The organism is Pseudomonas sp. Leaf15 (assembly GCF_001421425.1).
In the GTDB taxonomy this organism is placed as follows: Bacteria; Pseudomonadota; Gammaproteobacteria; order Pseudomonadales; family Pseudomonadaceae; genus Aquipseudomonas; species Aquipseudomonas salomonii.
In genome coordinates this window covers 49,693-67,130 of sequence record NZ_LMKI01000001.1, presented here as the reverse complement: position 1 = coordinate 67,130, position 17,438 = coordinate 49,693, and the positions used below count along the sequence as shown (strand labels likewise).

Genomic DNA, 17,438 nt, shown 5'->3' with positions numbered 1-17,438 from the left:
GGCGGCTCGCCGTTATTGACTGCCCAGCTTATGGAGCTGCACCTGCAGCGTCCTCTCCAGCTCCAGCATGAGTTTTTCCAGGGCCTTGACCCCCACGTCCAGCGTGGCGCGCGCTTCGTTGCGGGCACAGGCCTGTTCCAGCGCTTCGCATTGCGCGGCCAATGCACTTGCCTGGACGATACGCGCGGCGCCCTTGATCTTGTGGGCTTGCTCAATGATCGCCTGGGGCGCCGCTTGGCGGGCCATCAAGGCCACCAGGTCCTCGCGGTCCTGACGGCTGCTGCTCAACAGTTCCGCCAGCAAACGTCGGCTCAATTGCGGGTCGCCGCCGGTCAGTGCGTCCAGGCACTCAAGTTCCAGCCGCTGGCCGCCGGATTGCGGTTTGATCTGTGCCAGATGCTGCTCCAGTGCCGTGAGGCTGATGGGCTTGAACAGGCAGTCATTCATGCCCGCTTGCGCACAACGAAGTTTTTCCTCGGGTTGGGCATTGGCGGTGAAACCGAGGATCACGCAGGGCAGCTGTTGCTCTCGCTGCTCGTATTCACGGATCGAACGGCTCAACTCATAGCCATTCATCACGGGCATGTTGCAGTCGGCAATCACCAGATCGAAGTGCTCCTGGCGCCAGGCCTGAAACCCGGCGGCACCATGTTGCGCCGCCGTGAACTGGTGCCCCAGGTAACCCAATTGCTGGCACATCAGCAAACGGTTCGCCGGGTGGTCGTCCACCACCAGCACATTGAGCACCGCCGCAGCTGTCGGCGCCTGGGACTTGAGCTCGTCCAGCGCTTCAATGGGCTTGAGGCAGGTCATCCTCAGGCTGACCTGTACTTGAGTGCCCACCATGGGCACGCTGCTCAGGCTCAGTTGCCCACCCATCATCTCGCACAGGCTGCGACAGATCACCAGCCCAAGGCCCGCTCCACTCCTGGCCAGGTGCCCGGAGTTGTCCGCCTGGGCAAAGGGTTCGAACAGGCGCAGTTGGTCGTCGCGGCTGATGCCGATGCCCGTGTCCTCGACCACCAGCTTCATCTGCACCTCGTGGGGCTGCTCGGTGGCTTGCACCTGCACCTTGATCTTCACCTGCCCACGCTCGGTGAACTTGATCGCGTTGCTGACCAGGTTGGACAGCACCTGCTTGAAGCGCAGCGGGTCTATCAGCACGGCGGTGTTGTCGAGGTGGGTGTCGAATTCGAGCAACAGGCTGAGGGTTTTCTGGCGGGCCAGGCCGTCGAAGACGCGTACCACCGACTCGATCACTTCGCGCAGGTTCACGCGCTCGGGTGCCAGGCTCAGGCGGCCGGATTCGATGCGTGCAATGTCGAGCATATCGCCGATCAGCTCCAGCAGGTCCTTGGCCGAGTTGTAGGCCACTTCGATCGCCGGGCGGTCGAGATGGCCCTGGTCGGCGCGCTTGAGGGTCAGCTCGAGCATCCCGATCACGGCATTCATCGGCGTGCGAATTTCATGGCTCATGGTGGCGAGGAAGGTGCTTTTGGCCCGGTTGGCCTCGTCGGCGCGTTCCTTGGCGGTGCGCAACTCGTCGAACAGTTGGCGCCGGTCACTGATATCGATCCAGCCGCCGATGATGCCCTGCACTTCGCCGTCCGAGTCGCGGTAGGGCAGGATCCAGTGGTAGATCGTGAGTTTTTTGCCGTGAATGTGCAGGGTGCGATCGAGGATCAGCGGAGTGCCTTCCACCACCACTCGTTGGTAGTCGGCATGGTACTGCGCGGCCTCAGGGGCCAGCGCCATGTCCATTTGCACCACACTCTTGCCGATCACCTCTTCGCGTTTGACCCCGAACACTTGCAGGTAGCTGTCATTGCAGGTCTGCAACAGCCCCTTGCGATCGCGTACATAGATCGGGTGCGGTGTTTCATTGACCAGTGCACGCATGAACTCGAACTGGTCATTGAGGGCGCGCTCGGCCATTTTGCGGTGCTTGATCTGGCGGCGCATGTAGGCGTTCCAGGTCAGTGAAATCAGCAGCAGCAACCCGGTGCCAACGATGATTTGCGCAATCAGTTGGTGGTAATTGCGCCAGTAACTGTCGGAGGCCGGCGTGTAACCGCGCCAGCGACTGTTGATCACGCCCATTTCGTCCGGTGCGATGCTCAGCAGCGCCTTGTCCAGGATTGAGCTCAGTTCAACGGCGCCGCGTGGCGTGGCCAGCGCGAAGGTCGCGGGCAGTGTGCCGATGCTGGCGCTGATCTGCAGTTTGTCCTGGAACACCTGGGAGGCCAGGAAATAGTTGGCGATGACCAACGAGTTCACCGCGCCGTCCACACTGCCTTGGGCCAGCATTTCCGAAGCCTTGAAGGTATCACTGACTTCCACCAGACGAATCTGTGGGAAGTCCTCTTGCAAGGTTTTCTCCAGCGGGTTGCCCAGGGTGATTGCCAGGCGCTTGCCTGCCATCTGCTCCAGGTTTGCGGCCGCGTCGGGCTCCTTGCGGGTCAGCAGGACGTAGGAATTTTCCAGGTAAGGGCGGCTGAAGCTGAGCTGAGCCTCGCGTTCGGCGCTGGGGACAATGGCCCCGATGACATCGGCTTTACCCGTGGTGAGCTGCTCGATCATGGTGCTGACTTCGCGACTGCGCTGGATTTCAAAACGCAGGCCGGTGCGCAGGCGGATCAATTCCAGCAGGTCGGCGGTAATACCGCGAAAGTTGCCGTCGGCATCGAAGAACGTCAACGGCGCGAACGTCTCATTGACCACGACTTTGACCACCGGGTGTTCTTTGAGCCAGCGCTCTTCACGCTGGGTCAGTTGCAGTTTCTTGTCGGTCAGCAGGATATCGCTGCCGGCGCTCCAACGCTTGGCGATGCTGTCGCGCTCATTAATGGGGACGGCCGCCAGCACCGCGTCGACGATGCTCAATAGAACGTCCTGATCGTGGCGCAAGGCGAAGCTGAACCCATAGGCTTCATGCTTGCCGAAGTTGGCCATGTGGATGTTTTTCAGGTAGCCCTTGTTGATCATGTAATGGGTGGAAATAGTGTCCCCCAGGAACACGTCCGCCTGATCGAAAGCCACGGCATTGAGCGCGTTCTGATAAGAGGGAAACGCGCGGATATCCGCCTGCGGGTACAACTTTTCCACTTCGCTCAACGGCAGGTAGTGATAGACAAGGCTCAAGCGCAGGCCGGCCAGGCCATCGCTCAAACTGCGGGTTTCACCTTCGCGGGTCACCAGTACGGGCTGGTCCACCGCATACGGCTGCGACAGCATGAGCTTGGGGTTGGCAGCCTCAAAGCCGTTGGAAGAGCCCAGCAGGTCGATCTCCCCGGTTTCAAGCGCATGGATCGCGGCGTCTCGTGTCGGGTAGCGCAACACCTTGACGGGCAAGGCCATGGCTTTGGCCAGCAGCCCTGCGTAATCGGCGGTCAGGCCCTCGTAGTCGCGACCGCTGGAGGTGAGGTCGAAGGGCGGATAGTCGGGTGCCGAGGTGCCCAGTACCAGCTCGCGTTTGTACAGTAGCCACTGGCGCTGGGCCTTATCCAGTTGAGTATCGAGTTGAACGGTACCCACGCGGCTCAATAAGGTGAAGTGTTCCGGTCCGATTTGAAGGGCTGCGGGCACGGTCGTGCTCAAGCACAGGCCGGCCAATAATATAATCAGATAGTCCTTTATACGCCTTGGCATCCGCTTTCTCACACTAGCGCGTTTCGTTTTGCCATCTCGATAAGTTCTACCAAGGACTTGGCTTTAAGTTTTTGCATCAGCCTTTTTTTGTAAGTGCTTACTGTCTTGTTACTTAGAAACATACCTTTGGCGATTTCTTTGTTCGTGCGACCTTGTGCGAAAAGTTGCAACACCATCAGTTCGCGGTCATTCACGGCCTTGAACAGTTCAAGTTCCAGTGCGTCCTTGCTGTCGACGCCATTGGAATTGAGTGCCTGGCTGGGGAAGTAGTTGTAACCCGACAGCACCGCACGAATGGCGCTCAGCAATTCGCTGAGGTCGCCTTCCTTGCACACATAGCCGTCTGCACCCGAGCGCATGCAGCGCGTGGCAAACAACGTCGGGCTCTGGGCCGTCAGAATCAGGGTTTTCATCGAGGTGTTCATCGCGTTGAATCGGCAGAGCACTTCGAGGCCGTCGAGTTTGGGAATACTGATGTCCAGAATGATCAGGTCGGGCAGGCATTCGCGAACCATCTGTATCGCGTCACACCCGTTGTCCGTTTCGCCAACGATTTTATAACCCTCGTGTTCCAGCAACATGCGAATGGCCAGCCGGATAACCGGGTGGTCATCAATGATAAAAACCGTGTTCATAATCATATTCCATGCAAGTGCAAATAAAGCGGGCACATTAGCTCAGAAGATGAGGGAGGAGGATGAGCGTTGGGGGGAGTAGATATAAAACAGGAGAATTCCTACATAATAAAAGGTAACGACCTACCGTTCGATAAGGCTTTGCGTCGTCGGATGTAAGCAATAGTTGAATCAGTCAGCCCTGGAGCGGTGTCAGGGATTCAACGAGGGTATTGCAGCGATAATTGACCGGTGAACAGTGTTTATAGTCCTACATTTATATCGAGTGCAGTGGCGCAATCAATTCTGCCAGCGCCTCTTTATTCAGCGGCTTCAATAAGTAACCCAGTAGAGGCAAACCGCGCTGCCGGGCCTGGAGTGTCAGGTTGGACAATTCTGTTGCCGGCAGGCTGCTCAATAAGATGGCGCCGGTGATGAAGTGTCCGCGATGGGCAATGTCTACCAGTTCCAGCCCAGGCAGGTCAGGCAGGCATTGATCGCACAGCATCAAGTCAAAGGGGTGGGTAGCGCTGGACATCGAGCGGATCGCCTGTTCGGCATTTTCCGCAAGGGTCAGTTGCTCGAAACCGAAGCTCTTGAGCAGGCACTGTGTGGCCAGGAGCTGAAAGGGATGATCCTCCACCAATAGGATTCGAAGACAGGGTATGGGCATAGAAGGCACATGGCTCAGTCAGAGGGGCGTGACGTAGGAATTGTGTGTCAGGTTCGCAAGAAGCCTGCGCGATTATTCCTCGAGCCGATGTGCGAATTCGATCAGGCCGCTCTGTTCCCGTCGTAGGTAAAGTCTGTACGAGACGCAGGCGGCGAGATCAACGTTTTATTGTGGGCTGGAGCGCCCGGTCATCTCCCGTGCCATTTCGGTGGCGTAGCTGTCGGTCATGCCGGCGATAAAGTCGATCATGCGCAGAAACGAAGCGTGCAGCGACCAGGCCGGGTTCGGCGCGCTGTTGCCCAGCAAGTCGAGAATGCGCCGGTTCTTGAACGACGGCGTGCGCCCGCCATGCTGCTCCAGGGCGGCACCGCAAAAGGCGTTCAGCAGGATTTCCAGGGTGGTGTAGGCGCCGATTTCGTGCAGGGTCTTGCGCTTGTCCTGGAAGATTTTCTTGCGCGCCATGTCCTTGGCGTCCAGTACACAGCGCTTGGCCGGGCCGTGCATGTGTTCCACCAGGTCGCCTGGCAGCGTGCCGGCGAGCAAGGCGTCCTGCTGCTCGACGAAGGCGCGTGCGGCCGCATTGGTCAGGTGCTCGATGGCCTTGCCGCGCAAAATCGCCAGCTTGCGCCGACGTGAATCCTGCGGGCCCAGTTGCCGATAGGTCTGGGGCAAATCGTCACCCACCAGGTCGAGCAACAGCGACTCGACTTCGGCATAGTCGAGCAGCTCCATTTCCAGGCCGTCTTCGAGGTCGATCAAGGCGTAGCAGATATCGTCGGCCGCCTCCATCAGGTAGACCAGCGGATGACGCGCCCAGCGCTGCTCTTCCAACTGCGGCAGGCCGAGCTTGTGGGCGATCTGTTCAAGGATCGGCAACTCGCTCTGATAACAGCCGAACTTGTGCTTCTTGTAGCCCAACGAATCCGCGTGGCGGGCGGTCCAGGGGTACTTCAGGTAGGTGCCGAGGGTGGCGTAGGTCAGGCGTGTGCCGCCGTCGAACTGATGGTATTCCAGCTGGGTGAGCACACGGAAACCTTGGGCGTTACCTTCGAAATTGAGGAAGTCATTGCGCTCGGCCGTGCTCATGTCATCCAGCCAGCCGCGTCCGGCCGCCTGTTGGAACCAGTGGCGAATGGCATCTTCACCCGAGTGACCGAACGGCGGGTTGCCGATGTCATGGGCCAGGCAAGCCGATTGCACCACCATGCCCAGGTCACTTGGCTCGCACCAGTCGGGCAGGGCGCTGCGCAGGGTTTCGCCGACGCGCATGCCAAGGGAGCGGCCGACGCAGCTGACTTCCAGGGAGTGGGTCAGGCGCGTATGGATATGGTCGTTACTGGACACCGGGTGCACCTGGGTCTTGCGGCCCAGGCGGCGGAACGCGCCGGAGAAAATAATCCGGTCGTGGTCTTTGTGGAACGGGCTACGGCCGAGTTCTTCCGGGCTGTGCAGGGGTTTTCCAAGACGTTCGCGGGTAAGCAGGGTGGGCCAATCCAAGGCGGTTACTCTCCGTGCGGTGAATGACCCTCCCAGCTTCCCGGTTCAGCGCGGCATCGGCAAGCAAAAATCTACAGGCCGGCCGCATCGATATCGATTAACAGCAAGCGCTGACCGTTATCGAAGAACTGTCCGGCGGTGAGGCAATACTGGTTGGTGGTGGCGTCGCGGTAGGTTGACGACAGGGTCAGGCGCCGCTCCTCCCAGCCTTCAGCGAGCAGGTAATAGAAATACGGCCGCCATGACCAGTTGTGGCCCAGGTAGCGGCTGTCGGCTTGCCAGGCATCCTGGCGCCACTCGAAGTTGGGCGTCAGCTGGGTGCCATGGCGGTCGCACTGGTAAAAGCGCAGCAGCCATGGAAAATCCGGCAATTGGGGCAGTTGATCGAGCGGCGCGCGGGCCTGCGCCCAGCGTTGGAGGATGCTCATCAGCTCGGCCAATTGCACGCGCAACTGCATCACACGGCCACGCTCGGCGAGTTTGTGTTGCACGTAAACCCCGCGCAGTTGGGCAAAGCGCGCGACGAACGCATCGGCCGCAAACCAGTCCAGTTGGGCCTGGGCAAACAGATAGCCCTGCACATAACGTGCGCCGCACTCCAGGGCAAAATTCAGTTGCGCCTCGGTTTCCACGCCCTCGGCAATGATCCAGCAGCCGGTTTTTTCGGCCATTTGCGCCAGTGCCCGCACCACGTCACTGCTCGGCCCGCCTTTGGCGGCTTCCTGGAACAGGCGCATGTCGAGCTTGAGAATATCCGGCTGCAGCGCCAGTACGCGGTCGAGTTGCGAATAGCCGGCACCGAAGTCATCGATGGCGATGCGTGCGCCAGCGTCGCGATAGCGTGCGACCACCTCGGCCAGGCGCTGGATGTCGCCGCCCAGTTCGGTGATTTCAAACACAATGCGCCGCGGATCGACATTGTGGGCCTGCATTTGTTTCAGGCTGGGCAAGGCTTGGCCAGGGCGCAGGCGGTTGATCCAGCGCGGTGAGATATTCAGGCTCAGAAACCAGTCGACGGGTGCTTCATGCAGGCGGCTCAAGGCGTTTTCGCGGATCTGCCGGTCGAGGCGGCGCAGGGCCACACCCGGTGTGCGCGGGTCGGCAAACAGCGGGCCTACCGACTGCAAGTGACCGTCGGCCTGACGCAAGCGGCCCAGGGCTTCGACGCCGGCAATGCGCCCGGTGGCGGTATCGATGAAGGGTTGGAAGCAGGCGAGCGGTTGCCCGTCGATCACGGGGCCTCCTTAAGAGAGCTGGCGAAAAAAGGCCCGGCCCTCAGTAACGAGGGCCGGGCCGATTCTGTTTGCAAGAATGCAGCCAGCCAGCTTCAGCCTTTACGCTGCATGGCCAATTTGATCAGCGGGATCAAACCGGCACCCAGCCGCACCAGGCGCGTCAGGCTGCTGATGCCGCCGCCCTTGGCGCCCTTGCCGGTAAAAAAGCCCATCAGGGTCACCGCCGCCACGCCCCACAGCGGCGCGTGTTTAATGCCCAGGCTGTCTTGCCAGTTGTGGCGCATGTCGCGCATTTTGTTCAGCGGCGCCATCAGTTGCTGGGACTCGTGACGGATCTCCTGGCGATGCATTTCCATGCGCAGGCGAATCAACGCCTTGCGCATTTCCCGACGCGAGGTGTTTTGCGGGATTTCAGTCATGCTCATGGCAGCAGGCGCTCCCGATCATTGGCCAGCTCTTCGAGGGTGGCATGGAAGGGCGTGGACTCATCGAACACCGCCGCTTTCAAACGCACCCCACAGAAGGCCGCAGCCAGGCTGTAGAACACGCAGAGGCAAATGATCCCGGTCAGGCGGTAACCGGTGTCCCACACCAGGATCATCACCAGCGTCGACAACCCCACCAGCAATAACAGGGCAAACACCAGCGCCAAGCCTGCAAACAGCAGCAAGCTAACGGTGCGGGCCTTCTGTTCCTGTAGCTCGATGCCAAATAATTCGACGTGGCTGTGCAGCAGGCCCAGAACGGCTGCGCCCAGGCGTCGTGAAGTGGAACTTGTGCCCGTGGACGAGCCGGTTTCGCCGATAGACATGATAGTTAGCGCCTTGTAGCCAGCAGACCAATCAGGAAGCCCACGCCGGCGGCAATGCCCACCGACTGCCAAGGGTTGGCCTGCACGTAATCTTCGGTGGCCGTGACCGCGGCCTGGCCGCGTTCACGCAGGGAATCTTCGGTCAGTTGCAGGGTTTCACGGGCTTTGAGCAGGCTTTCGTGAATCTTGCTGCGCAGCTCATCGGCCTGGTCACCGGCGAGTACGGCGGTGTCGTCGAGCAACTTTTCGGTGTCGCTGACCAGGGTTTGGAAATCCGCCATCAGTATTTCTTGAGCAGTCTGAGCAGTTCTTCTGGCCATGGGTATCTCCGTGATTGGCTGATCTGTTTCGTACTTGTGGTTTCGAGTCACCGGTTTCGGTGAAGGTTCACTTCAATTGTCTGGTACAGCTTTTGCTTTGCCTTGGTGCGCAGGCCCTGGGGCTTGCGCCGAGTCAGGGCGGATCGAGGCCAATGCCTGGAAAAACCTTACCCTAAATCACACAAACTCGCGGAAAAACCCTGTCGGCAACGGCCCGTTGTGTTGATCGCTGCGCTAAAGCGGTTCACGCCTCCTCAAGAGGGGCGGGGCCAGTGGTGCCAATTTAGTGCGCGAAACCCTGGCTTGAACCGCTTTGGTGCTTTTTGCCTTGAATGCAGGCCTGCCAACCTCCATGGAAAATTTGCAAAGCGCAGTGGACACCCTCGTTCACAGCTCCAACACCCTGTTTATCCTGATTGGTGCGGTCATGGTCCTGGCCATGCACGCCGGCTTCGCGTTCCTGGAAGTCGGCACCGTGCGCCAGAAAAACCAGGTCAACGCCCTGTCGAAAATCCTCAGTGACTTCGCGATCTCGACCCTGGCTTATTTCTTTATAGGCTATTGGATCTCCTACGGTGTGAGCTTTATGCAGCCGGCCGCGGTGATCAGCGCCGATCACGGCTATGGCCTGGTGAAGTTCTTCTTTCTGTTGACCTTCGCCGCAGCGATCCCGGCGATCATTTCCGGCGGCATTGCCGAGCGGGCCAAATTCGCCCCGCAATTGTGTGCCACCGCGCTGATCGTGGCGTTTATCTACCCGTTTTTCGAAGGCATGGTGTGGAACGGCAATTTCGGCCTGCAAGCCTGGTTGCTTGCGCGCTTTGGCGCCAGCTTCCATGACTTTGCCGGCTCGGTGGTGGTGCACGCCATGGGCGGCTGGCTGGCGCTGGCGGCGGTGCTGCTGTTGGGCCCGCGCAATGGGCGCTACAGAGAAGGGCGGCTGGTCGCGTTTGCGCCTTCAAGCATTCCGTTCCTGGCGTTGGGTTCGTGGATTCTGATCGTCGGCTGGTTCGGCTTTAACGTGATGAGCGCGCAAACCCTCAACGGCGTCAGCGGCCTCGTGGCGGTCAACTCGCTGATGGCGATGGTCGGCGGCACGGTCGCGGCCTTGGTGATCGGCCGCAACGACCCAGGCTTCCTGCACAACGGCCCGCTGGCCGGGCTGGTGGCGATTTGTGCCGGCTCCGACCTGATGCACCCGGTGGGCGCGCTGGTCACCGGTGTGATCGCCGGTGGTTTGTTCGTGTGGTGCTTTATCGCCGCCCAGGATCGCTGGAAGATCGACGACGTGCTGGGCGTATGGCCGCTGCATGGCCTGTGCGGCGTGTGGGGCGGCATCGCCTGCGGCATCTTTGGCCAGACCGCACTCGGTGGCCTGGGCGGCGTCAGCCTGATCAGCCAGTTGATCGGCACTGCACTGGGCGTGGCCGTGGCGATGGGCGGCGGCTTGCTGGTGTACGGCGTGATCAAGCGCGTGCACGGGCTACGCCTTAGCCAGGAGCAGGAGTATTACGGGGCGGATTTGTCGATTCACAAGATTGGCGCGGTCAGCCAGGATTGATCGGCCGCTTGGCAACCGACTGGCCCGCTCGCCACAGTCGAGTGGGTGGGCTTAGAATGGTTGCCTGTTTTTGATCGGGTCCATTCGCCATGCTGCCTGAATGCCAGTTGTTCGGCACCCTGGGTTGCCATCTTTGTGAGGTTGCCGAAGACGAAATCATGCCGCTCGTCGAACACGGTTTGTTGGTGGAGTTGGTGGATATCACCGACCCCGCCGATCTCACCGAAGTCTACGGGCTGCGCATCCCGGTGCTTCGGCGCCTGGATACCGGGGCGGAGCTGGATTGGCCGTTCGAGACCGAACAGGTGGTCAACTTTCTCAAGTAGCGCGAGCCCGGTGGTTTGTCGACCACCAGGCTTTGGTTGTTCAAGCGCTTTAAGTGTTCTCCAGACCACAGCGCTCATGCGCGATCAAGTCATCGTGGGATTCGCGCCGCCGTATCAATCTGGCGTGTGCTCCCTCCACCAGCACTTCTGGTGGGCGCCCTCGGGAGTTGTATTGGCTGGCCATGCTCATCCCATAAGCGCCACATGAGAAAATCGCCAATAAGCTTGCGTCCTCCAGGACGGGCAAAGGCCGACCTAATGCGAAGTGATCGCCGGTTTCACAAATGGGGCCAACAATGTCGATTTCTTCCAGAGGCGCGGCTCCCGTCTTACGGACGCTCTCGCTCAACGCCGTCCAATGGCCGGAAAAGTCGCCAAATCGGGTTGGCCAGATGACGTGATTCGCGCCGTATAAAGTGGGGCGCAGCAGAACATTCATACCCGCATCAACAATCGCGATCTTGCGGTCCCAGCCTTGTTTGATGTACTCGACCGTGGTGAGTAAAACGCCCGCGTTCGCGCTGATCGAACGGCCCGGCTCAATGATGAAGCGCAGACCACGACGTTTCAGTTCTTGCAGACGCTCGCAAATAAGCGCGCCCGTTTCAGTCAATGAACAGACGGGATTACTTTCGTTGCCGTATTGCGCTGGAAAACCTCCGCCGATATTGATGAACTCAATCGAGCAGTCAGCGGCCTGAAGCCGGTTGACCATTGCTTCAATCTTGTCGATGGCAGACAAGTAAGTGTGGGCCGACGGGATCGGAGACCCGAGATGAATATGAATGCCAACGACATCGACGCTCGCGTAACGCTTTGTGGCAAACAGTTCATAGGCGCGTTCAATCGGTATGCCAAATTTTGTCTGGCGGCCGCCGGTGGCCGTTTTCTCATGGGTGCCGGCATCCGCCACATCCGGATTGACCCGAATGGCCACCTTTACCCGCTTGTTGGCCGCCGACGCGACCGCATCCAGGCGCAGCAGCTCTGCCTCGGACTCCACATTAAAAAGGAATACGCCCACGTCAACGGCATAGCTGATTTCTTCATGGGACTTGCCGACACCCGCGAACACTATCTTGTCTGCGGTCACACCTGCCATCAGTGCCCGACAGAGTTCACCGCCACTGACCACGTCGAGGCCGGAACCTTGATCGACCAGCAGCTTGAGGACGCTGAGATTGCTGCAGCTTTTAACCGAGAAACAAATCAAAGGCGACAGTGCAGAAAATGCGTTTTGGAGTACGGCATAGTGATTTTTCAGCGACTGTGCCGAATAAAGATAAACAGGGCTGCCGTGCTGTTCGACAATGGCACGTACATCCACTTGTTCTGCATGTAAGTGGCCGTTGATAAAATTAAAATGGTCCATCTTCCTACCTCAATTAACGCACTGACAACTTTCTCAGCGCAGACGATGCAAGTGTGCATGGCGAAAAAATAAAGAAAAAATATCAAAATGATGGCCATCTATTCATTTCTGATATGGTTCGACCCATTCAATTCAGTGCGTGGGTTTGCTCATGAATTTCAGTTTTCGCCACGTGGAAGTGTTCTGGGCGGTCATGACCACCGGCAGTGCAACCGCTGCCGCTGCTCTCCTGCATACCTCGCAGCCCACTATCAGCCGCGAGCTGAGTCGGTTTGAAACCTTGACTCAGTTGACCTTGTTCAAACGCGCGGGCGCAAAGCTGATTCCCACCGAGCATGGCCTGATGCTTTTCGATGAAGTTCAGCGCAGCTATGTGGGCCTGGCGCGCGTCAAGAACGCCGCTGAGGCGATCCGGCACTTTCGCCATGGGCAGATTTCGCTGACCTGCCTGCCGGCGTTTTCGAATGCCTTGCTGCCGCAGGTCTGCCAGGATTTTTGTATTAAATTCCCGGGTGTCAGCATCAATGTCACGCCGCAGGAGTCTCCCGCGCTGGAAGAGTCACTGACGGCTCAGCGTTATCATTTGGGGCTGACTGAAACCCTTGAGACGCCACCTGGAACCCACAGCGAAACCTTGTTAAACCTTGATGTGGTGTGTGTCTTGCCCTCTCACCATGCGCTCAATGCAAAAGCGGTCCTCACACCAGAGGACTTCAATGGGCAGAATTTTGTTTACCTTGCGGCGGATGATCCCTACAGGATCAAAACCGACGCGATCTTTCACCAGGCCGGTATTGAGAGACGGCTGGTGGTCGAAACGCATAACGCCAGCGCTGTGTGTGCGACCGTCAACCTGGGTGTCGGCGTTGCAATCGTCAATCCGCTCACTGCGCTGGACTATGTGGGCAGAGGGTTGCAGATCCGGCGTTTTTCCCATTCGATTTCTTACTGTGTGAGTGTCGTACGGCCGTTGCATCGCCCCGAATCGTCCAGCGTCCTCCACTTTGTGGAGGTGCTGCGCAGCAATTGTCAGCGCATAAGCGCTCAGTTGCAGAACCTCTGAGCAGACCCACTGATCGTGCACGGGTGCTCTTGATCGCCCGGGCGCGTTTTCGCGATGGCGAGTTTCCGAATATTAAGTTACTGTATGTTTGTACAGCGATTGAATAGAGGGAACGCCCGTGGTGAATGTTGAACAACTGAAAAGCAGCGTCAATCGCATGTCCGCCGACGTCGTGCGCGACGCGGTGAACGAGCTGCGCCTCGACGGCCTTGTCACGGAAGGCAAGACGCCGTTTAACAAAGTGCATTTCAATACCTGCTTTGCCGAAATCGAGGCGTTGTTCCAGCGCGCCGGTTACCACAAGCAGCTGGACGTGGTGGGTTACCAGGGCTTGTTGTACGCGCTCTACGATCCCGGCCGCTGGGAAGCGGTGGACGTGTTGCGTTGGCTCAAGGAATTTACCGAGGCTGCCAGCGCCTCGCCGGTGTTGCGAGCGCAATTGGCCAAGGCCTGAGATCCGCCCTAGGCCCAATCGCGTTCCATGCGGGATAATGCCTGCCGGTTTATCCAGGTTTCGAGCATTGCATGTCCACATCCGCTTTCTCTGCGTCCCAGCATCAAGCCAGCACGTTGTACCTGCCACCCGGCCCGTGGGCGACGGTGCTCGATTGCCTGTGCGAGCACTTTCCGGCGATCAGCCGTGAGCAGTGGCTGGACCGCGTCGCCCGTGGCCGTGTCCTGGACATCAATGGCCAGCCGATCAACCTGGACCTCGCCTACAAGGAAGGCCTGTGCATTTATTATTTCCGCGAAGTGCCGAATGAGAAGGTGATCCCGGTTCAGGAAACCATCCTGTATGCCGACGAGCACTTGGTGGTGGCCGACAAACCGCACTTTCTGCCGGTGACCCCGGCCGGCGAATACGTCGAGCAAACCCTGTTGCGCCGCCTGATTCGTCGCCTGGACAACCCCGCGCTGGTGCCTTTGCATCGTATTGATCGGCACACGGCGGGGCTGGTGCTGTTCTCGGCCAACCCGCAAACCCGGTCCGCGTATCAACAGCTGTTCCCCACGCGGCGCATCGATAAACTCTACGAAGCCATTGCCCCGGCCTTACCCGACCTGACCTTCCCGCTGGTGCATAAAAGTCGCCTGGTCGATGGCCAGCCGTTCTTTCGCATGCAGGAAGGGCCGGGCGCCAGCAACACCGAAACGGCGGTGCAAGTGCGCGAGAAAAATGGCGATCTGTGGCGCTACGGACTGTTCCCCGTGACCGGCAAGAAGCACCAGCTGCGGGTGCACATGACGGCGTTGGGGGCGAGTATCTGCAACGATCCGTTCTACCCCGACGTGCTCAAGGATGCCGAGGACGACTACGCCAACCCGCTCAAACTGCTGGCCCAGGGCGTGCGCTTTATCGACCCGGTGACCGGTGAACAACGCGACTTTCGCAGCCGCATCACCCTCGACTGGTAACCGCCAGAAACGACAAGGCCCGCACATGGCGGGCCTTGTGGGCAAACGCTTAAGACTTACAGGTCTTTAACGGTGCGAACCTGATCCTTGTTGATACGGGTCTGCTTGCCGTCAAGTTGTTCGAACTCGTAGAAGCCCGAAGCCTTGTCGTATTTAGGGGTGTCGACGGCCTGGATTTCGCGACCGTCATTCAGGGTGATCACTGTAGGCGAAGCGCAACCGGCGAGAGTGGCGAGGCCCAGTGCAAGCATGAGAGCGGCGATGGTCCGTTGAGTCATGAGTTTGTCTCCAAGAGAATTCTTTTAAATAGCTGACCTTGTGACGCGCATGGCGTCGACAAAGTTCCTTGTGCGAGGTTCATTCTGACACGCCGGACCCAGGGTGCAACAGCTCGGGTGTATTCAAGTTGGCCAGGCGTGGGTCATCGGCGGGGCATTCCAGGCCCACTGCGCCCAGCTGCAGGAAGAGCTTGCGCGGGCTGCGCTCACCGGCGTCCCATGCCTGTTGTACCGCGGTTTTGAGGTGGGTGGGGATGATACAGATCAAGGGTTCCCAGAACGCGCCATGGCGTACCATCACCGGCAGCTGCGGGTTGCTTTGTGCAATCTCACGTAGTTCGACCAACAGTCCTGCGTCGATGTTGGGTACGTCACACGGCAGTATCAGCACATGCGCATGGTGCGCGGCGGCCAGGCCCGCGCGGATGCCCGCCAGCGGGCCGGGGAACTCCGGGCTGTCGTCGCTCACCAACTGGTCGGCATACGGCGCGTACTGCTCATGGTTGCGGTTGCACGAGATGATCAGGTCATCGGTGAGCGGGCGAGTCAGGCGCTGCAAATGGGCAACCAACGGCTGGCCGTACCAGGGCAGCAGGCCTTTGTCCTGGCCGCCCATGCGTTGGCCACGGCCGCCGGCCAGCAGCAGGATCGAACAGGGCAGGGGCGAAGAATCAAGCGACATGGTGGTTCCGCTGCGGCAGGCAAATAGGGGCCTGTGATATAACATCGGGCTGTTCATTCGACAACCGGACCGAGCCATGAAAGCCAAGGCTGATGCGCCTTTCGTACCCCTCAATATCGCTGTGCTGACCGTCAGCGACACTCGCACCCTGGACACCGACACCTCCGGCCAGGTCTTCGTCGATCGCCTGACCGCCGCCGGCCACAACCTGGCCGAGCGTGTGCTGCTCAAGGACGACCTGTACAAAATCCGCGCCCAGGTCGCCCACTGGATCGCCGAAGACGTGGTGCAAGTGGTGCTGATCACCGGCGGCACCGGCTTCACCGGCCGCGACAGCACGCCCGAAGCCGTCAGTTGCCTGCTGGACAAGCAGGTCGACGGTTTTGGCGAGCTGTTCCGCCAGATCTCCGTGGCCGACATCGGCACCTCCACCGTGCAATCACGCGCGCTGGCCGGCCTGGCCAACGGCACGCTGGTCTGCTGCCTGCCGGGTTCGACCAACGCCGTGCGCACCGGTTGGGATGGCATCCTTGCCGAGCAGCTGGATAACCGCCACCGCCCGTGCAACTTTGTGCCGCACCTGAAGCAGGCCGAACCCTGCGAATCCCGTGGGTAAGCCTGGCAAGTCCGGTGCACTGATGCCGGTGGAACAAGCGCTGCAGCAACTACTGGACATGGCTGAAGCAACGCCGATTCGCGAGCACGACGTGCAGCCCTTGGCCGAGTGTGATGGCCGCGTATTGGCGCAAGATTTGGCCTCCACCCTCGACCTGCCGCCCTGGCCCAACAGCGCCATGGACGGTTACGCCCTGCGCCTGGCCGACTGGACCGGCGAGCCGCTGCCCGTGAGCCAGCGCATCTTCGCCGGCCAGGCACCGCAGCCACTCGCCGCCGGCACCTGCGCGCGCATCTTTACCGGCGCGCCGGTGCCTGAAGGCGCCGATTGTGTGGAGATGCAGGAAAACGCCGTGGTGCACGCCGACGACCGCGTGAGCTTCACCGAGCGCTTGCGGGCCGGCCAGAACATCCGCCCCCAAGGCCAGGAAACCACGGTCGGTGAATTGGTGCTAAACGCCGGCACTCGGCTGGGCCCGATTGAATTGGGCCTGGCGGCCTCCCTCGGGCATGACTGCCTGAGTGTGGTGCGCCGGGTGCGTGTGGCCGTGCTGTCCACCGGCGACGAACTGATCGAACCCGGCCTGCCGCTGGGGCCGGGGCAGATCTACAACAGCAACCGGCGTGTGTTGTGCAGCTGGCTTGTGCGCATGGGCTGTGAAGTGATCGATGCCGGAATTCTTCCGGATGATCTGGAAAAGACCCGCATACGCCTGGCGAGCCTGGGCAGTGTCGACCTGATCCTGTCCACCGGCGGTGTCTCGGTCGGCGAGGCGGACTTTCTCGGCATCGCCCTGCGCGAAGAGGGCAAACTGGCCCTGTGGAAACTTGCGATCAAGCCGGGCAAACCGCTGACCTTCGGGCACTTTCGCGGTGTGCCGGTGATCGGCCTGCCCGGCAACCCGGCCTCGACGCTGGTGACCTTTGCACTGCTGGCCCGGCCTTATCTGCTGCGCCGCCAAGGCGTGCAGGACGTGGCGCCGCTGCGTTTCGAAGTGCCGGTGGGGTTCGTATGGCCTCAGCCGGGCAACCGTCGCGAGTACCTGCGCGGGCGTATCGAACAGGGCCGGGCGATTATCTACCGCAACCAGAGCTCCGGCGTGCTGCGCAGCGCGGCGTGGGCCGAAGGGTTTGTGGAGGTGTTGGAGGGGACGACACTCGATATTGGCGACCGCGTCAATTTCATTCCCTTGAGTGAAGTGCTGAACTGACAATAGAGACCGACTGTGGGAGCTGGCTTGCCTGCGATAGCATCAACTCGGTGTACCTGATGTACCGAGGTGTCTGCATCGCAGGCAAGCCAGCTCCCACATTTGGACTTGTGTGC

Annotated in this window: 18 protein-coding genes; 7 read left to right on the top strand and 11 right to left on the bottom strand. The window is 60.0% G+C overall.

Annotated elements, in window-relative coordinates; genetic code table 11:
- Positions 1-12 precede the first annotated feature (12 nt).
- From ASE80_RS00350 to ASE80_RS00315, 8 genes are all read right to left on the bottom strand, one after another.
- Positions 13-3,648 carry a transporter substrate-binding domain-containing protein gene (locus ASE80_RS00350; RefSeq protein ID WP_056857164.1) on the bottom strand — a complete coding sequence of 1,212 codons (3,636 nt, stop codon included), beginning with the start codon at positions 3,646-3,648 and terminating at the stop codon, positions 13-15.
- Between the two features lie 8 nt (positions 3,649-3,656).
- The gene (locus tag ASE80_RS00345; protein ID WP_056857163.1) at positions 3,657-4,283 is read right to left on the bottom strand and encodes a response regulator transcription factor; all 627 of its coding nucleotides are present in this window, start codon (positions 4,281-4,283) and stop codon (positions 3,657-3,659) included.
- 256 nt (positions 4,284-4,539) lie between these two features.
- The gene (locus ASE80_RS00340; protein WP_056857162.1) at positions 4,540-4,935 is read right to left on the bottom strand and encodes a response regulator; all 396 of its coding nucleotides are present in this window, start codon (positions 4,933-4,935) and stop codon (positions 4,540-4,542) included.
- A 165-nt stretch (positions 4,936-5,100) separates the two neighbouring features.
- Positions 5,101-6,432 (bottom strand): deoxyguanosinetriphosphate triphosphohydrolase, encoded by a 1,332-nt coding sequence (locus tag ASE80_RS00335; RefSeq protein ID WP_056857161.1) that lies wholly within the window; start codon positions 6,430-6,432, stop codon positions 5,101-5,103.
- Between the two features lie 71 nt (positions 6,433-6,503).
- The gene (locus ASE80_RS00330) at positions 6,504-7,667 is read right to left on the bottom strand and encodes an EAL domain-containing protein (protein ID WP_056857160.1); all 1,164 of its coding nucleotides are present in this window, start codon (positions 7,665-7,667) and stop codon (positions 6,504-6,506) included.
- A 92-nt stretch (positions 7,668-7,759) separates the two neighbouring features.
- Positions 7,760-8,092 (bottom strand): hypothetical protein, encoded by a 333-nt coding sequence (locus tag ASE80_RS00325; protein ID WP_017136180.1) that lies wholly within the window; start codon positions 8,090-8,092, stop codon positions 7,760-7,762.
- On the bottom strand, positions 8,089-8,478 hold the full coding sequence (locus tag ASE80_RS00320; protein ID WP_017136181.1) for a phage holin family protein: 390 nt from the start codon (positions 8,476-8,478) through the stop codon (positions 8,089-8,091). Before ASE80_RS00320 ends, ASE80_RS00325 begins: the two co-directional genes overlap by 4 nt.
- Before the next feature lie 5 nt (positions 8,479-8,483).
- Complete coding sequence (locus ASE80_RS00315) at positions 8,484-8,798, bottom strand: DUF883 family protein (RefSeq protein WP_056857159.1); 315 nt, start codon at positions 8,796-8,798, stop codon at positions 8,484-8,486.
- A 352-nt stretch (positions 8,799-9,150) separates the two neighbouring features.
- On the opposite strand from ASE80_RS00315, the gene ASE80_RS00310 reads away from it, so the two are divergent.
- Together ASE80_RS00310 and ASE80_RS00305 are read left to right on the top strand one after the other, a co-directional pair.
- Positions 9,151-10,359, top strand: a complete 1,209-nt coding sequence (locus tag ASE80_RS00310) for an ammonium transporter (RefSeq protein ID WP_056857634.1) — start codon at positions 9,151-9,153, stop codon at positions 10,357-10,359.
- Positions 10,360-10,448: 89 nt separating this feature from the next.
- On the top strand, positions 10,449-10,685 hold the full coding sequence (locus tag ASE80_RS00305; protein WP_056857158.1) for a glutaredoxin family protein: 237 nt from the start codon (positions 10,449-10,451) through the stop codon (positions 10,683-10,685).
- A 49-nt stretch (positions 10,686-10,734) separates the two neighbouring features.
- On the opposite strand, the gene lysA is transcribed toward ASE80_RS00305, so the two are convergent.
- Positions 10,735-12,057 (bottom strand): diaminopimelate decarboxylase, encoded by a 1,323-nt coding sequence (gene lysA / locus ASE80_RS00300; protein WP_056857157.1) that lies wholly within the window; start codon positions 12,055-12,057, stop codon positions 10,735-10,737.
- A 151-nt stretch (positions 12,058-12,208) separates the two neighbouring features.
- Here lysA and ASE80_RS00295 point away from each other — a divergent pair, with 151 nt between their 5' ends.
- From ASE80_RS00295 to ASE80_RS00285, 3 genes are all read left to right on the top strand, one after another.
- Complete coding sequence (locus tag ASE80_RS00295) at positions 12,209-13,120, top strand: LysR family transcriptional regulator (RefSeq protein ID WP_056857156.1); 912 nt, start codon at positions 12,209-12,211, stop codon at positions 13,118-13,120.
- Between the two features lie 118 nt (positions 13,121-13,238).
- Positions 13,239-13,574 carry a hypothetical protein gene (locus tag ASE80_RS00290; protein WP_003189932.1) on the top strand — a complete coding sequence of 112 codons (336 nt, stop codon included), beginning with the start codon at positions 13,239-13,241 and terminating at the stop codon, positions 13,572-13,574.
- Positions 13,575-13,645: 71 nt separating this feature from the next.
- On the top strand, positions 13,646-14,536 hold the full coding sequence (locus ASE80_RS00285; protein ID WP_056857155.1) for a pseudouridine synthase: 891 nt from the start codon (positions 13,646-13,648) through the stop codon (positions 14,534-14,536).
- Between the two features lie 56 nt (positions 14,537-14,592).
- Here ASE80_RS00285 and ASE80_RS00280 read toward each other — a convergent pair whose 3' ends face one another.
- On the bottom strand, positions 14,593-14,814 hold the full coding sequence (locus ASE80_RS00280) for a YgdI/YgdR family lipoprotein (RefSeq protein ID WP_017136187.1): 222 nt from the start codon (positions 14,812-14,814) through the stop codon (positions 14,593-14,595).
- Positions 14,815-14,893: 79 nt separating this feature from the next.
- Positions 14,894-15,496, bottom strand: coding sequence for a molybdenum cofactor guanylyltransferase MobA (gene mobA / locus ASE80_RS00275; protein ID WP_056857154.1), 603 nt, complete (start codon positions 15,494-15,496; stop codon positions 14,894-14,896).
- Between the two features lie 76 nt (positions 15,497-15,572).
- Here mobA and moaB point away from each other — a divergent pair, with 76 nt between their 5' ends.
- The gene (gene moaB, locus ASE80_RS00270; protein ID WP_056857153.1) at positions 15,573-16,112 is read left to right on the top strand and encodes a molybdenum cofactor biosynthesis protein B; all 540 of its coding nucleotides are present in this window, start codon (positions 15,573-15,575) and stop codon (positions 16,110-16,112) included.
- A 22-nt stretch (positions 16,113-16,134) separates the two neighbouring features.
- Positions 16,135-17,322: a molybdopterin molybdotransferase MoeA gene (locus ASE80_RS00265; protein ID WP_056857633.1), complete on the top strand. Its 1,188-nt coding sequence runs from the start codon at positions 16,135-16,137 to the stop codon at positions 17,320-17,322.
- The last annotated feature ends 116 nt before the right edge of the window (positions 17,323-17,438 follow it).

Excerpts from the sequence above, each read along its gene's own strand:
- ASE80_RS00350 (WP_056857164.1), bottom strand. The coding sequence starts at position 3,648 with ATGCCAAGGCGTATAAAGGACTATCTGATTATATTATTGGCCGGCCTG.
- ASE80_RS00345 (WP_056857163.1), bottom strand. The coding sequence starts at position 4,283 with ATGAACACGGTTTTTATCATTGATGACCACCCGGTTATCCGGCTGGCC.
- ASE80_RS00340 (WP_056857162.1), bottom strand. The coding sequence starts at position 4,935 with ATGCCCATACCCTGTCTTCGAATCCTATTGGTGGAGGATCATCCCTTT.
- ASE80_RS00325 (WP_017136180.1), bottom strand. The coding sequence starts at position 8,092 with ATGAGCATGACTGAAATCCCGCAAAACACCTCGCGTCGGGAAATGCGC.
- ASE80_RS00320 (WP_017136181.1), bottom strand. The coding sequence starts at position 8,478 with ATGTCTATCGGCGAAACCGGCTCGTCCACGGGCACAAGTTCCACTTCA.
- ASE80_RS00315 (WP_056857159.1), bottom strand. The coding sequence starts at position 8,798 with ATGGCCAGAAGAACTGCTCAGACTGCTCAAGAAATACTGATGGCGGAT.
- ASE80_RS00310 (WP_056857634.1), top strand. The coding sequence starts at position 9,151 with ATGGAAAATTTGCAAAGCGCAGTGGACACCCTCGTTCACAGCTCCAAC.
- ASE80_RS00305 (WP_056857158.1), top strand. The coding sequence starts at position 10,449 with ATGCTGCCTGAATGCCAGTTGTTCGGCACCCTGGGTTGCCATCTTTGT.
- lysA (WP_056857157.1), bottom strand. The coding sequence starts at position 12,057 with ATGGACCATTTTAATTTTATCAACGGCCACTTACATGCAGAACAAGTG.
- ASE80_RS00295 (WP_056857156.1), top strand. The coding sequence starts at position 12,209 with ATGAATTTCAGTTTTCGCCACGTGGAAGTGTTCTGGGCGGTCATGACC.
- ASE80_RS00285 (WP_056857155.1), top strand. The coding sequence starts at position 13,646 with ATGTCCACATCCGCTTTCTCTGCGTCCCAGCATCAAGCCAGCACGTTG.
- ASE80_RS00280 (WP_017136187.1), bottom strand. The coding sequence starts at position 14,814 with ATGACTCAACGGACCATCGCCGCTCTCATGCTTGCACTGGGCCTCGCC.
- mobA (WP_056857154.1), bottom strand. The coding sequence starts at position 15,496 with ATGTCGCTTGATTCTTCGCCCCTGCCCTGTTCGATCCTGCTGCTGGCC.
- moaB (WP_056857153.1), top strand. The coding sequence starts at position 15,573 with ATGAAAGCCAAGGCTGATGCGCCTTTCGTACCCCTCAATATCGCTGTG.
- ASE80_RS00265 (WP_056857633.1), top strand. The coding sequence starts at position 16,135 with ATGCCGGTGGAACAAGCGCTGCAGCAACTACTGGACATGGCTGAAGCA.